Source organism: Kitasatospora sp. cg17-2, assembly GCF_054031055.1.
On sequence record NZ_CM132923.1, the window covers coordinates 5,513,394 to 5,528,715 of the forward strand.

At 73.8% G+C, this 15,322-nt stretch carries 6 protein-coding genes; 4 read left to right on the forward strand and 2 right to left on the reverse strand.

From position 1 onward, the window contains the following. The first annotated feature begins 149 nt into the window (after nucleotides 1–149). The 4 genes from ACW14Y_RS23225 (at nucleotide 150) to ACW14Y_RS23240 (ending at nucleotide 13,924) form a co-directional block, all read left to right on the forward strand. Complete coding sequence (locus ACW14Y_RS23225; protein ID WP_456983320.1) at nucleotides 150–9,698, forward strand: non-ribosomal peptide synthetase/type I polyketide synthase; 9,549 nt, start codon at nucleotides 150–152, stop codon at nucleotides 9,696–9,698. A 91-nt stretch (nucleotides 9,699–9,789) separates the two neighbouring features. Beyond that, complete coding sequence (locus ACW14Y_RS23230) at nucleotides 9,790–10,980, forward strand: cytochrome P450 (RefSeq protein WP_380299536.1); 1,191 nt, start codon at nucleotides 9,790–9,792, stop codon at nucleotides 10,978–10,980. A 95-nt stretch (nucleotides 10,981–11,075) separates the two neighbouring features. Next, nucleotides 11,076–12,869 (forward strand): phytoene desaturase family protein, encoded by a 1,794-nt coding sequence (locus ACW14Y_RS23235; protein ID WP_456983322.1) that lies wholly within the window; start codon nucleotides 11,076–11,078, stop codon nucleotides 12,867–12,869. Continuing rightward, the gene (locus tag ACW14Y_RS23240; RefSeq protein ID WP_380385325.1) at nucleotides 12,866–13,924 is read left to right on the forward strand and encodes an MDR family NADP-dependent oxidoreductase; all 1,059 of its coding nucleotides are present in this window, start codon (nucleotides 12,866–12,868) and stop codon (nucleotides 13,922–13,924) included. The genes ACW14Y_RS23235 and ACW14Y_RS23240 overlap by 4 nt, the downstream gene beginning before the upstream one ends. Before the next feature lie 76 nt (nucleotides 13,925–14,000). Here the strand turns inward: ACW14Y_RS23240 and ACW14Y_RS23245 are convergent, their stop codons facing one another. Then, nucleotides 14,001–14,582 (reverse strand): TrmH family RNA methyltransferase, encoded by a 582-nt coding sequence (locus tag ACW14Y_RS23245; protein WP_340631335.1) that lies wholly within the window; start codon nucleotides 14,580–14,582, stop codon nucleotides 14,001–14,003. Further along, nucleotides 14,579–15,223 carry a class I SAM-dependent methyltransferase gene (locus ACW14Y_RS23250; RefSeq protein WP_380299533.1) on the reverse strand — a complete coding sequence of 215 codons (645 nt, stop codon included), beginning with the start codon at nucleotides 15,221–15,223 and terminating at the stop codon, nucleotides 14,579–14,581. The genes ACW14Y_RS23245 and ACW14Y_RS23250 overlap by 4 nt, the downstream gene beginning before the upstream one ends. Between the last annotated feature and the right edge of the window lie 99 nt (nucleotides 15,224–15,322).

The window sequence follows — 15,322 nt, forward strand, 5'->3', positions numbered from 1 at the left end:
CTCTTCCTGCCCCGACCGACTCGCCCCTTCGGCCGACCCGGCTTCCGGTCTGCCCGGACGCCGGCGCGCGGCCGCTGTCCCCCGGCGCGCGCGGCGCTACCGCAGCCCGCCCGCGCGCGCGAACGCAGCGACCCAAGGACTCGACTCCTATGACGGATTCCCGCTTCGTCAGCTCCCCGGACCTCCCCGAACCCTCAGAACGCTCCGACCGTCCCGACCGCTCCGAACGCCCAGCCCCCGGCGGCCCGTCCGCCGGGCCGGGCACCGGCCGGGAGAAGATCGCGATCATCGGGATCGGCTGCCGCCTGCCCGGCGGGGCCAGCGACCACCGCACCTACTGGCAGAACCTCCTCGACGGCAAGGACTGCATCACCCCGACCCCGCGCAGCCGCTACGACGTCGCCACCCTCGGCAGCCGGGACAAGGCCAAGCCCGGCCGGCTGGTCGGCGGCCGGGGCGGCTACATCGACGGCTTCGACGAGTTCGACCCGGCGTTCTTCGGCATCAGCGGCCGCGAGGCCGACCACATGGACCCGCAGCAGCGGAAGCTGCTGGAGGTGGCCTGGGAGGCACTGGAGGACGGCGGGCAGAAGCCGGCCGAGCTGGCGGGCCGTGAGGTCGGCGTCTACGTCGGCGCGTTCACCCTGGACTACAAGATCGTCCAGTTCTCGGACCTCTCCTTCGACACCCTCGCCGCGCACACCGCCACCGGCACGATGATGACGATGGTGTCGAACCGCATCTCGCACTGCTTCGACTTCCGCGGCCCCAGCGTCTCCCTCGACACCGCCTGCTCCTCCTCCCTGGTCGCCGTCCACCTCGCCGTGCAGAGCCTGCAGCGCGGCGAGACCGACCTCGCCCTGGCCGGCGGCACCCTGCTGCACATCGCCCCGCAGTACACGATCGCGGAGACCAAGGGCGGTTTCCTCTCCCCGCAGGGCCGCTCCCGCACCTTCGACGCGGCGGCCGACGGCTACGTCCGGGCCGAGGGCGTCGCGGTGGTCGCGCTCAAGCGGCTCTCCGACGCGCTGCGCGACGGCGACCCGGTGCACGCCGTCGTCATCGGCAGCGGCGTCAACCAGGACGGCCGCACCAACGGCATCACGGTGCCCAACCCGGACGCCCAGGTCAGTCTGATCGAGCGGGTCTGCGCCGAGGCCGGGATCGTCCCCGGCAGCCTCCAGTACGTCGAGGCGCACGGCACCTCCACCCCGGTCGGCGACCCGATCGAGGCCGGCGCCCTGGCCCGGGCCCTCGCCGTCGGGCGCCGCCCGGGCGACAAGTGCTACGTCGGTTCGGTCAAGACCAACATCGGGCACACCGAGTCGGCCTCCGGTCTGGCCGGGCTGATCAAGTCCGCGCTCGCCCTCAAGCACCGGACCGTGCCGCCGCACATCAACCTGGAGCGGCTCAACCCCGCGATCGACCGGGCCTCCCTGCCGTACGAGATCCCGACCGAGGTCACCCCCTGGCCGGACCACGAGGGCCCGGCCCGGGCCGGGGTGAACTCCTTCGGCTTCGGCGGGACCAACGCCCATGTCCTGCTGGAGGCCGCGCCGGAGCCGGTGCCCGCCCCCTTCGACGATGTCGTCACGACCGCCACCGCCGAAGCCGGAACCACCGCGCACGGACCGGCCGCCGGAGGACCGCCCGCCGGCCGCCCGCTCTGGACGGTGCTGCCGCTGACCGCCGGGGAGGCCGCCGCCCTGCCCGAACTGGCCGCCGGGGTCCAGGCCGAACTGGCCGGCGTCCGGGGCGGCAGCCCGGCCCGCCCGGCCGACCTCGGCCACACCCTCGCCCACCGCCGCCAGCACCACGACGCCCGGCTCTCGGTCGTCTACGACGCCCGCGAGCACGCCGCCCGCGCCTCGCTCGACGAGGCCCTCACCGCGCACCTGCGCGGCGAACCGCACCCCCGGGTCCTCACCGGCCACCGCCGCGAGGCCCGGCACCGCCGGCTCGCCTGGGTCTTCACCGGGATGGGCCCGCAGTGGTGGGCGATGGGCCGCCGGCTGTTCGCCACCGAGCCGGTCTACCGGGAGGCCGTCGAGGCGTGCGCCGAGCACCTCGCCGAGCTGGCCGGCTGGTCGCTGATCGACGAACTCACCGCCGACGAGGCGGCGTCCCGGATGGCCGAGACCTGGCTCGCCCAGCCCGCCAACTTCGCCGTCCAGACCGGCCTGGCCGCGCTCTGGCGCAGCCGGGGCGTGCGGCCGGACGCGATCGTCGGCCACTCCACCGGCGAGGTCGCCGCCTTCTACGAGGCCGGGGTCTACGACCTCGCCGACGCGGTCAAGGTGGTGTTCCACCGCAGCCGGCTCCAGCAGGAGCTGGCCGGCACCGGCGGCATGCTCGCGGTCTCGCTCACCGAGGCCGAGGCGCTGCGCCGGATCCGCCCGTACGGGGGCGGGGTCTCGGTCGCCGCCGTGAACAGCCCGACCGCGCTCACCCTCGCCGGGGACGCCCCCGCCCTCGCCGAACTGGCCGCCGCGCTCACCGCCGAGCAGGTCTTCGCCCGGCCGCTGACCGTCGAAGTCCCGTACCACAGCGCCCGGATGGAGCTGATCAAGGACGAGCTGCTGGAGTCGCTCGCCGACATCAAGGCCCGCCCGGCGCAGACCCCGCTCTACCTCACCGGCCGCGAGGGCACCGCACGCGGCACCGAGCTGGACGCCGGGTACTGGTGGCACAACGTCCGCGACAGCGTCCGCTTCCGGCAGGCCGTCGAGCGGCTCGCCGACGACGGCTACGGCGTGTTCCTGGAGATCGGCCCGCACCCGGTGCTCGGCCGCTCGATCCAGGAGACCGTCGAGGCCCACCCGGGCACGGCCGACCGGCCCGAGCCGAGGACCCTGCCCTCGATCCGCCGCCAGGAGGACGAACAGGCCACCTTCACCGCCTCGCTGGCCGCGCTCCACAACCTCGGCGTCGAGGTCGACTGGTCGGTGCTCCAGCCCGCCGGCCGGATCGTGCCGCTGCCCCGCTACCCGTTCCGGCGCGACCGGCACTGGGTCGAGCCGAGGGCGGTCGCCGAGGTCCGGCAGGGGCTGGTCGACCACCCGCTGCTCGGCCGCCGGCTGCCCGGCGCCGAACCGGCCTGGGAGGCCCGGCTGGACGCCGAGGCCCTGCCGTACCTGGAGGACCACCGGATCCAGGGCGACGTGGTGTTCCCGGCCGCGGGCTATCTGGAGATGGCCGTCCAGGCGGTCCGCGCCCTCACCGGCGGGACGGACGCCGCCCTGGCCGACATCGAGCTGCGCAAGGCGCTGCTGCTGCCGGACGACGGGAGCCGCGCCGTCCGGCTCACCCTCTGCGCCGAGCAGGGCACCTTCACCGTCGCCACCGGCGAGGGCGGCGACGGCGGCGAGCGCACCGTGCACGCCGTCGGCACCGTCCGCCCAGGCCAGCGCCGCCGGCCCGGCCGGCCGCTGGACGCGGAGGCGGTCCGCGGGCGGGCGCAACGCCGGCTCGCCGGGCCGGACTGCTACGCCGGACTCGCCGCGCTCGGCTACCACTACGGCCCCGCCTTCCAGGGCATCGAGGAGGTCTGGATCGGTCCCGGCGAGGCCCTCGCCCGGGTCCGCCCGCCCGCCCCGGTCGCCGGGCAGGGCGGGCAGCACCAGGTGCACCCGGTGGTGATGGACGCCTTCTTCCAGACCCTGCTGACGCCCCAGCTGCTGGCCGACCGGCCGGCGGAGGGCCGGGGGATCCGGCTGCCGGTGGCGATCGGGGAGGTCCGGCTGGACGCGGTCGGCGACCGCCCGCTCTGGGTGCACGCCACCGTCACCCGGGACGCCGGCGCCGAACTCCTCGGCGACCTCGCGGTGTACGAGGAGCAGGGCGCCCCGCTCGGCGGGGTCACCGGCTTCCGGGCCGCCGACGTCGAGCGGGCCGCCACCTCGGTCGGCCTCGGCACCATCGACGGCTGGCTCGCCGAACCGGTCTGGACGGAGCTGCCGGCCGCCGGCGACACCCCGGACCTGCTGGCCGAACACCCCGACCACTGGCTGCTGTTCGCCGACGGCGACGGGGTCGCGGACGCCCTGGCCGAGCGGATCGCCGCGCGCGGCGGCAGCTGCCTGCGGGTCCGCCCCGGCCCCGGCTACCGGGCCGCCGCCGACGGCCGCCCGGCCACCGTCGAGCCGGGCTCGGCCGAGGACCTCGCCCGGCTGCTCGCCGACCGGCGGGCCGGGGGCGCCCCCGACCCGGCCGCCGTGGTCCACCTGTGGAACCTCGACCGCCCCGCGCTCGCCACCGCCGACCCCGCCACCGCGGCCGGCCACACCGCCCCCGGGGCCTACAGCCTGGTCGCGCTCGCCGCCCTGCTGGCGGCCGAACTCCCGGACTGCCGCCTCCACGTGGTCACCCGGGCCGCGCAGGCCGCCGCCCCCGGCGAACCCGTCGAGCCCCTCGCCGCCCCGGCCTGGGGCATCACCCGGGTGCTGCGGCACCAGGAGCTCCCCACCCATCAGGGCAAACTCGTCGACCTCCCCGCCCCGGGCGCCGCCCCGGACACCGAGGCCGAGGCGCTGCTGCGCGAGTTCGCGCTGGCCGACGAGGACGAGATCGCGCTGCGCGGCGGCCGGCGACTGACCTGCCGGCTCCGGACCGCCGAGGGGCTCAGCCGCCCGCTGGCGCCGAGGCTGCGGGCGGACGGCGCCTACCTGGTGACCGGGGCGTTCGGGGCGCTCGGGCAGCTGCTCTGCCGCACGCTGGTGAAGCGCGGCGCCCGGCGGCTGATCCTGGTCGGCCGCAGCACGCCGCCGCCGCGCGAGCTGTGGCGCACCCTCGACCCGGAGAGCCGGGACGGTCGGCGGGCGGCCTTCCTGCGCGAGCTGGAGGAGCTCGGGGCCGAGGTCGTCCCGGCCGCGCTGGACGTCACCGACGAGGCCGCGCTGGCCGCCTGGCTGGCCGGGTACCGCCGGCTGGACCGGCCGCCGGTCCGGGGCGTCTTCCACCTCGCCGGGCAGGTCAGGGACACCCTGGTCGGCGAGCTGGGCCGGTCGGACTTCGACGCGGTGTACGGCCCCAAGGTGCTCGGCGCCCTCGCCCTGCACCGGCAGCTGGCCGGGGAGCCGCTCGACCACTTCGTGCTGTTCGCCTCGATCGCCTCCCTGCTGACCACCGCCGGCCAGACCAACTACGCCGCCGGGAACGCCTTCCTGGACGCGCTCGCCCACCACCGCCGGACGCTCGGCCTGCCCGCGCTGAGCCTGGACTGGGGCCCCTGGGCCACCGGGATGATCGAGGAACTCGGCCTGGTCGACCACTACCGGCACAGCCGGGGCATGAGCTCGCTCGCCCCGGAGACCGGTATGGCCGTGCTGGAGCGGGTGCTCGGCCAGGACCGGGCCCAGCTGCTGGTCGCCACCGTGGTCGACTGGCCGGTCTTCCTCTCCTGGTACCCGGCCCCGCCGCCGCTGGTGACCGAACTCGCCGCGGCCGCCCGGGAGTCCGCGCCGGCGGTCGAGCGGACCGGGCTGCTGGACACCCTGCGGACGGCCGGCGAGGAGGAACGGCGGTCGCTGCTCACCGGGCTGTTCGCCGACCTGGCCGCCACCGTGCTGCGGGTGCCGGCCGACCGGATCGACCCGGCCGCCGGTCTCGGCGGCCTCGGGCTGGACTCCCTGCTGGCGATGGAGCTGCGGGCCCGGCTGAGCGGCGAACTCGGGGTCACCCTCCCGGTGGTGGCGCTGCTCGGGAACGCGCCGGTGGCCGAGCTGGTCGCCCGGCTGCACGAGTCGCTGACCGAGCTGCTGGACGAGGAGCCGACCGGTCCGGGAGCGGCTGCGGTGGAGCGCTACGAGGACGAGTCGGCCCACCCGCTGACCCACAACCAGAAGGCGCTCTGGTTCCTCAAGCAGCTCAACCCGGACGGCTTCGCCTACAACATCGGCGGCGCGGTCGAGGTGCGGGTGGAGCTGGAGCCCGAGCTGATGGCGACGGCCTTCCGGGCGATGGTCGAGCGCCACCCGAGCCTGCGGGCGAACTTCGCGCTCGACGCCGGCCGGGCGGTGCAGCGGATCTCCGCCGAGGTGGAGCCGGACTTCGACGTCTTCGACGTCGAGCACCTGGCCTGGGACGACATCCACGCGATGATCGTCCGCGAGTACCGCAGACCGTACGACCTGGAGCGGGACCCGCTGGTGCGGTTCCGGCTGTTCCGGCGCGGCCCGGCCCGCTGGGTGATCATGAAGGCCGTCCACCACATCGTCTCGGACGCGATCTCCACCTTCACCTTCATCGAGGAGCTGCTGGCCGTCTACGAGGGGCTGCGCCGGGGCCGGTCGCCCGAGCTGCCCCCGGTCACCGCCCGCTACCTGGACTTCCTCAACCGGCAGAACGCCTTCCTGGCCGGCCGCGAGGCACCGAGGATGCTGGAGTACTGGCGCTCGCACCTGCCGGCCGAGGTGCCGCTGCTCAGCCTGCCGACGGACAAGCCCCGACCGGCGGTGCAGACCCACAACGGCGCCTCCGAGTTCTTCGTCCTGGACGAGGAGCTCAGCGCCCGGGTCCACGCGCTGGCCCGCGCGCACAACGTCACCGTCTTCATGGTGCTGCTCAGCGCCTACTACCTGCTGCTGCACGCCTACGCGGGCCAGGAGGACATCATCGTCGGCAGCCCGGTGACGGGCCGCACCGACGAGGAGTTCGCCGGCGTCTACGGCTACTTCGTCAACCCGCTGCCGCTGCACGTCTCGCTGGCCGGCGGGCCGACCGTGGCCGAGCTGCTGGAGCGGGTGCGGACCACCGTGCTCGGCGGGCTGGACCACCAGGAGTACCCGTTCGTGCTGCTGGTGGATCAGCTCGGGCTGCAGCACGACCCGAGCCGCTCGGCGGTCTTCCAGGCGATGTTCATCCTGCTGCACCACAAGGTGGCCACCGAGAAGTACGGCTACCACCTGGAGTACATCGAACTCCCCGAGGAGGAGGGTCAGTTCGACCTCACCATGTCCGCCTACGAGGACGAGGCGGAGCGCCGCTTCCACTGCGTCTTCAAGTACAACACCGACCTCTTCCTGCCCGCGACGACGGCGCGGATGGCGCGCCACTACGTCAATCTGCTCGACGCGCTGACCACGGCGGGGCCGGAGCGGGCGGCGACCGGTCTTGAGCTGCTCGGCGAGCGGGAGCGGGCCGTGGTGCTGCGGGAGTGGAGCGGGGCCGACCTGCGGGTGCCGTTCGCCGAGCCGGTCCACGAGCTGGTGCTGCGCGCGGCGGCGGCCGACCCGGCGGCGCCCGCGGTGGCGGTGCCGGCCGAGTCGGGCCCGACCGCCCGGCTGACGTACGGCGAGCTGGCCGGGCGCTCCCGGCGGGCCGCCGCCCGGCTGCGGGCACTGGGCGCGGGGCCGGGCACGGTGGTCGCGCTCTGCCTGGAGAAGTCGCCGGAGCTGATCGTGGCGCTGCTCGCGGTCCTCCGCACCGGCGCGGCCTATCTGCCGCTGGACCCGGGCCACCCGGTGGAGCGGCTGGCGTACCTGGTCGGCCACACCGGGGCCGTCCTGCTGGTCGGCGACGACCGCGAGCGGCTCGGTGGGCTCCCGGCGCGGCTGGTCACCACCGCCGAACTCGGTGCCGACGGGTCCACCGGGGCCGACGACGCCGACGGCGAGGGCTTCGCCGACGTTCCGGTGGGCCTCGACGACCCGGCCTACGTCATCCACACCTCCGGCTCCACCGGCCGTCCCAAGGCGGTGCGGGTCTCCCACGGCAACCTCGCCTCGGCGTACCGGGCCTGGCAGTCCGAGTACCGCCTGGACACCGACGCCAGGACCCACCTCCAGATGGCCGGCCCCGCCTTCGACGTCTTCACCGGCGACGTGGTCCGGGCGCTGTGCTCCGGCGGCACCCTGGTGCTGGTCGGCCGGGAGCTGCTGTTCAACACCGCCCGGCTGTACGAGGTGATGCGCACCGAGCGGGTGGACGCCGCGGAGTTCGTCCCGGCCGTGGTCCGCACCGTGCTGGACCACTGCGAACGCACCGGCCGGGACTTGGCGTTCATGCGGCTGCTGGTGGTCGGCTCGGACGTCTGGAAGGTCGAGGAGTACCGGCGGCTGGGCGCCCTGTGCGGCCCGCGGACCAGGCTGGTCAACTCCTACGGGCTCACCGAGACCACCATCGACAGCGCGTACTTCGAGGGGTCGACGGACGGGCTGGAGGCCAGTCGGATGGTCCCGATCGGGCGGCCGTTCCCGAACAGCTCGTTCCACCTGCTCGACGACCGGGGCCGGCCGGTCCCGCCCGGGGTGACCGGGGAGCTGTGGATCGGCGGCTCCGGGGTGGCGCTCGGCTACCTCGGCGACGAGGAGCAGACGGCCCGCCGCTTCGCCACCCTGCCGCTCGGCGGCGCCGACGGCACCGAGCCGGTTCGGCTCTACCGCACCGGGGACCTCGCCCGCTGGGACGCCGACGGCGGGGTGCACCTGCTCGGCCGGGCCGACTCCCAGATCAAGGTGCGCGGCCACCGGATCGAGCTGGGCGAGATCGAGACCAGGCTGGCCGAATGGCCCGAACTGGCCGGGGCGGTGGTCACCGTCCGGGCGGACCGCGACGGCGAGCACGTGCTCTGCGCGTACTGCGTGCCGGCGCCCGGCCGGACCTTCGACCACCGGGCGCTGCGCCGCCACCTGGCCGGGCAGCTGCCGACCTTCATGATCCCGACCCACTTCACCGAACTGCCCGCGCTGCCGCTCACCGCCAACGGCAAGGTGGACGTGGCGGCGCTGCCCGAGCCCCGGGCGGACGCCGCCGAGGCCGCCGAGCCTCCGGTCACCCTCTACGAGGTCCGGATGGCCGAGCACTGGCGCACCCTGCTCGGCATCGAGGAGCCGGGCCTCCAGCACGACTTCTTCGAGTCGGGCGGCTCCTCGATCCGACTGATCGAGCTGATCCACGGGCTCCAGGCCGAGTTCAACATCAGCATCCCGGTCAGCCAGCTGTTCAAGGTCACCACCCTGCACGGCATGGCGAAGACCGTGGAGCACATCATCACCGGCCGGATCGAGGGCGCCCAGCCCTACCTGGGATTCAACCAGGAGCAGCGGCAGACGCTGTTCTGCTTCCCGCCGGCCGGCGGCCACGGGCTGGTGTACCGGCAGTTCGCGGCGCACCTGCCGGAGTACCGCACGATCGCCTTCAACTACGTCTCCGGGGACGACAAGGTCGACCAGTACGCCGACCTGGTCGAGGCGCTCCAGCCGGAGGGCCCGTGCGCGCTGCTGGGCTACTCGCTCGGCGGCAACCTCGCCTTCGAGGTCGCCAAGGAGCTGGAGCGGCGCGGCCGGGCGGTGCCCAATGTGGTGATCATGGACTCGCACCGGATCCCGGAGTCCTTCGACCTCGCCGACGAGCACCTCCAGGCCTTCGAGACCGAGCTCGCCGAGCACCTGCACCGGCACACCGGCTCCGCCGCCGTCGCCCGGGAGACCCGCGAACAGGCCCGGGACTACCTGCGGTTCTGCAGCCGCACCCCCAACCACGGGGTGGTCGCCGCCACGCTCAGCGTGATCTCCGACGACGAGAAGGTGGCGCTGTACGAGGCCGGCCGGGACGGCGCCTGGCACGGCAGCTCGGCCACCGGGACGGCGGTCTTCAAGGGCTTCGGCACCCACGCCGAGATGCTCGACCGCGAGTTCATCGCCCACAACGCCGGGCTCGCCCGGTCGATCCTCACCGGAGCCGCCACCCATGCGTCCTGAGACGGCCCCCGGGCGGGCCCCGAGCCTGCCCGCCCCCGCACGAGAGCCGGCCCCCGCGGAGCCGGCCCCCGCACGAGAGACGGAACCGACCATGCTCCGGCAGCACCCGCCGCTGACCTACCCGTTCGAGCCCAACGGCCTCGAACTCGACCCCCGCTACGCCGAGTTGCGCGACCGGCCGCTGGTCCGGATCCGGATGCCGTACGGCGACGGCGCCTGGCTCGCCACCCGGTACGAGGACGTCCGGGCGGTGCTCGCCGACCCGAGGTTCAGCCTGGCCGCCGCGATGGGCGAGGACCAGCCCCGGATGCGCCCGGTCTCCCGCACCGGCGCCGGCCTGTTCTCCACCGAACCGCCCGAGCACACCCGGCTGCGCTCGCTGGTGGCCAAGGAGTTCAGCGCCCGCCGGGTGGAGCGGCTGCGGATCCGGGCCGGGGAGCTGGCCGACGAGCTGCTCGACGGCATCCTCGCCGCAGGCGCCCCGGCCGACCTGGTCGAGGACTTCGCGATCCCGATGCCGACCACCATCATCTGCGAGGTGCTCGGCATCCCCGCCGAGGACCACCGGATGCTCTGGCAGTGGGCCGAGACGGTGCTCTCCGCCGTCACCCCGGGCGAGGTGCTCGCGGTCGAGGGGCAGGCGTTCATCGACTACATGGCCGGGGTGCTGGAGCTGCGCGGCCGCGAGCCCGGCGAGGACCTCCTCACCACCCTGGTCCGGGCCTGCCGCGAGCAGCGGCTGATCGGGGAGGAGGAGCTCCTCTCCATCGCCTGCGACCTGCTGATCGCCGGCTTCGTCTCCACCACCAACCAGATCGGCAACTTCTTCCACCAGCTGCTGGTCAATCCCGAGGACCTGGCGCGGCTGCGCGAGCGGCCCGAGCTGATCCCCAGGGCGGTCGAGGAGCTGATGCGGTACGTGCCGCTGCTCACCGGCTTCAGCCTGCCCCGCTACGCCACCGCGGACGTCGAACTGGGCGGGGTGGTGATCCGGGCCGGTGAGGCGGTGATGATCGCGACCGCCGCCGCCAACCGGGACCCGGAGGTGTTCGAGGAGCCGGAGCGGCTGGTCCTCGACCGGCCGGGCAACCCGCACATCGGCTTCGGCCACGGCGTGCACTACTGCATCGGCGCGCACCTCGCCCGGCTGGAGCTCCAGGTGGCGATCGAGCGGGTGCTGACCCGACTGCCCGGCCTGCGGCTGGCCGTCCCCGAGCGCGAACTGCGCTGGAAGGAGGCCTCGATGGTGAACGGTCTGCAGGCGCTCCCGATCGCCTGGTGACCGCCGCCGCGGGCGGCCGGACCAGGCCGGACCGGGCCCGACCAGGCACCACCAGGCACCACCAGGCAAGGCAAGGACCACGAGGAAGGCCAGAAATGGCACGGCAGAAAGACACCGCACCCCGGCGGGAGTCGATGATCGTCATCGGCGGCGGTCTCGGCGGCCTGTCCACCGGGTGCTACGCCCGGATGAACGGCTACCGCACCAGGATCTTCGAGATGCACGAGATCCCCGGCGGCTCCTGCACCGGCTGGGACCGCAGCGACTTCACCTTCGACTGGTGCATCAGCTGGCTGCTCGGCAACGGGCCGGGCAACGAGATGTACCAGATCTGGCTCGAACTGGGCGCGCTCCAGGGCAAGGAGATGCGGCACTTCGACGTCTTCAACATCGTCCGGGGCCGGGACGGCCGGGCGGTCCGCTTCTACTCCGACCCGGACCGGCTGGAGGCGCACCTGCTCGGCCTCTCGCCGGCCGACGCCGCCCCGATCCGCGAGTTCTGCGCCGGGATCCGTACCTTCCGCAGGGCGCTCTCGGCCTATCCGTTCCTCAAGCCGGTCGGGCTGATGGGCCGGCTGGAGCGCTGGCGGATGCTGGCCTCCTTCGCCCCCCACTTCAACACCATCCGCAAGTCGATCACGCTGCTGATGACGGACTTCTCGCAGCGGTTCCGCGACCCGCTGCTGCGCGAGGCGTTCAACTTCATCCTCTACGAGAAGCACCCGGCCTTCCCGGTGCTGCCGTTCTACTTCCAGCTCGCCTCGCACGCCAACCACGCCGCCGGGGTGCCGGAGGGCGGGTCGCTGGCGCTGGCCCGGTCGATCGAGGAGCGCTACCTCGGGCTCGGCGGCGAGATCACCTACAACGCCAAGGTCGAGGAGATCCTGGTCGAGCGGGACCGCGCGGTGGGTGTGCGGCTCAGCGACGGCCGGGAGTTCCGCGCCGACATCGTGGTGTCGGCCGCCGACGGCCACACCACCGTGATGAAGCTGCTCAAGGGCCAGTACCTCAACGACACCTACCGGCGGCTCTACACCTCGCTGATCGACGAGCCGGGCCAGCTGTCGCCCGGGTACGTGTCGCTCTTCCTGGGGCTGCGCAAGCCCTTCCCCGAGGGCGACCCGTGCACCACCCACCTGCTGGGCGAGCGGGAGACGGCCGAGCTGACCGGGATCCGCTGCCCCTCGGTGAACGTGCAGTTCCGCACCCGGCACTACCCGGAGCTGGCGCCGGAGAACTCCACCGTGGTGTTCGCGACGTACTTCTCCGACATCGCCCCCTGGCGGGCGCTGCACGAGGGCCCCGAGCAGTCCTCCCGGGTGCGGCGCGGCGAGGAGCTGCACACCCTGCCGGTCAAGCACGGCCGGGAGTACATGGCGGCCAAGCGCCGGGTCCGCAACGGCATCGTCGGCTTCCTGGACGAGCGCTACCCGGGCTTCAAGGACGCGGTGGCCGTCGCCGACGTGTCCACCCCGCTGACCCAGGTCCGCTACACGGGCGTCTACGACGGCACCTTCCCCGGCTGGAACCCCTTCGTGGAGGGGGCCGAGACGGTGGAGGAGGAGATCAAGAAGAGCGGTCCGGTGCTGCCCGGGCTGTCGAACTTCTACCTCTCCGGGGTCTGGGCGACCATCGGCGGGCTGATCCGGGCGGCCGCCGCCGGACGGCACGTCATGCAGTTCGTCTGCCGGGACGACGGGGTGGAGTTCACCGCCGAGATCGACCGGAGCGCCCCGATGCCGACCCACCTGGTCATCCCGGTGGGCCGGCCCGCGGAGCCGGGGCGGCGGACGGTGCCGCCCGCGAGCAAGGCCGCGAACGGCAAGGACGGCAAGAACAGCGCGGACAACGCGGACAGCGAGAACGTCCAGACGGGAGCCCTGGCATGAGGATCGAGAAGTGGGTGGTCCGGGAGCACCTGGACGGTGTCCCCGACGTCAACCGCGTCTACGAGAAGGTCGTGGAGGACGTCCGGATCGACCTGCGGCCGGACGAGATGCTGTTCCGGACCAGGTACGTCTCGGTGGACCCGTACCAGAACGGCCTGGCACTGGAGACGCCGATCGGCCACCACATGGGCGCCGACTCGATCATGGAGGTGGTCGAGGCCGGTCCGGCGGCGGCGTTCGCGGTCGGGGACCTCGTGCAGGGCTTCGGCGGCTGGCGCACCCACGTCGTCCACAACGGCGCCGAGGAGCTGTGGACGACCGGCATCTTCCCGATGGTGTTCCCGGCCTACCGCCGGCTCGACCCGTCCTGGTACGACGAGCGGCTGCCGGTCTCCACCGCGCTCGGCATCATGGGCGCGCCCGGGATGACGGCCTGGGGCACGCTCACCCGCTTCCTGGAGGTCCGGCCCGGCGACACCGTGGTGGTCAGCGGCGCCTCGGGCTCGATCGGCACCCTGGTGGCCCAGTTGGCGAAGCGGGCCGGCGCCGGCCGGGTGGTCGGCACCACCGGCTCGCCGGGCAAGGCCGAGTACCTGCGCGAGCTGGGCTTCGACGAGGTGGTGCTCTACAGCCAGGGCGACGACGCGGAGAAGGCCCGGCAGGCGCTGCTGCTCGCCGCACCGGACGGCGTCGACCGGTACTTCGACAACCTGGGCGGCACGATCACCGACGCGGTGTTCACGATGCTGAACGTGGACAGCAGGGTGGCGGTCTGCTGGCAGTGGGCGACCACGGTGAACGGTGAGCTGAACGGGCCGAGGCTGCTGCCGTACATCATGTTCCCGCGCACCACGATCCGCGGCATCTTCGCCCAGGAGTGGTTCACCGAGCCGCTGTTGGCGCGGATGCACCAGGAGCTGGGCGGGCTGGTCCGGGACGGGGAGGTCCGCTTCCACCAGACCGTGCACAAGGGCTTCGACGGGATCCCGGCGGCCTACCGCAGCCTCTATCTGGACCGCGAGCACAACCGGGGCAAGGTCCTGGTCGAGGTCTGACCGGGCCGGGAGCCGGCTCGTGCCGAGTTCCGACCCGGTCCGCCGGCGGGAGGGGTGCCCTCCCGCCGGCGGCGGATCACTCGTCGTCGAGGTCGAGGTCGAACGCGCCGGCGTCCGAGCCGTCCGGGGTGCCGGCGATCGCGTACCCCTGGCGGCGCGCCTCGTAGCAGGCCACCGTGGCGGCGGCGGAGACGTTCAGCGAGCCGACCCGGCCCAGCTGGGGCACGAACACCACCTGGTCGCAGAGGGCGAGCGCGTCCGCCGTGATCCCCCGGTCCTCGTGGCCCAGCACGAAGGCGACGGCCGGGGTCAGCTCGGCGGCGAACATCGGCACCGCCTCGTCGGCGAGTTCGAGGCCGACCACCTTGAAGCCGTCGGCCTTGGCCGCGGCCACCGCCTCGGCGACGGTGGGGAAGTGCTCCACCTTCAGGTACTTGTCGGTGCCCATCGCGGCCTTCTGCGCGCCGGAGGAGCGCACCGACGGGGTGTCACCGGTGAGGTAGAGCTTCTCCGCGCCCATCGCGGCGCCGGTCCGGACCACCGAGCCGACGTTGAACGGCGACTGGAGGTTCTCCAGGATCATCGCGAGCCGGAACTCGTTGCCACGACGCCAGGAGCGGTGCAGCCGCTTCAGTTCGGTCCCGCGGAGCTGCTTCACGACGTCGTCCCTCGTCCACTCTCGGGGCCCTCGCCCGCCGTCGGGCGGGGCCGCGCTTCCAGAATCCGGAACCCGTTGACCGAGGTCAGCCGGGTGGTCGGCCAGCCGTGCTCGTTCAGCCACTTCTGCAGCGAGTCCGAGCCGAGGTGCTTCTGCACCACCAGGAAGGCCGAGCCGTCCGGGGTGAGCCGGTCCAGCCACTGCTCCAGCAGCCGCCGCAGCGCCGCCTTGCCGATCCGGATCGGCGGGTTGGAGTAGATCGCCGCGAACCGCAGGTCGGCCGGGACCTCCTCCGGCAGCGCGGCGTGCACATTGCCCAGGCCCAGCGACTCCGCGTTGTCCCGGACCAGGTCCAGGGCGCGGCCGTTGACGTCCACCGCCCAGACCGGGAGCCGCTTGCGGCGGCTCGCCCAGGTCAGCGCGATCGGGCCGTAGCCGCAGCCGATGTCCAGGATCGGGCCGCGCACCCGGGGCGGCGGCGCCTGCTCCAGCAGGATCCGGGTGCCCGGGTCCAGGCGGCTGCGGGAGAAGACGCCCGCGTCGGTGCTGAGCTCCAGGGTGAGGTCCGGCAGGGTGACCGTGATCGGCCGGCGCTCGCTGGCGACCTCGGGTGCACCGGAGAAGTAGTGCGAGCCGGACATGCGTTTCCCCGTCGTTCGTAAGGGCCTCGGGGCCACCGGGAGGTGTGGGTAAGCCCTGCTGGTACGGCTCCGATCGTACCCCGGTGCCCGGCGGGGCCC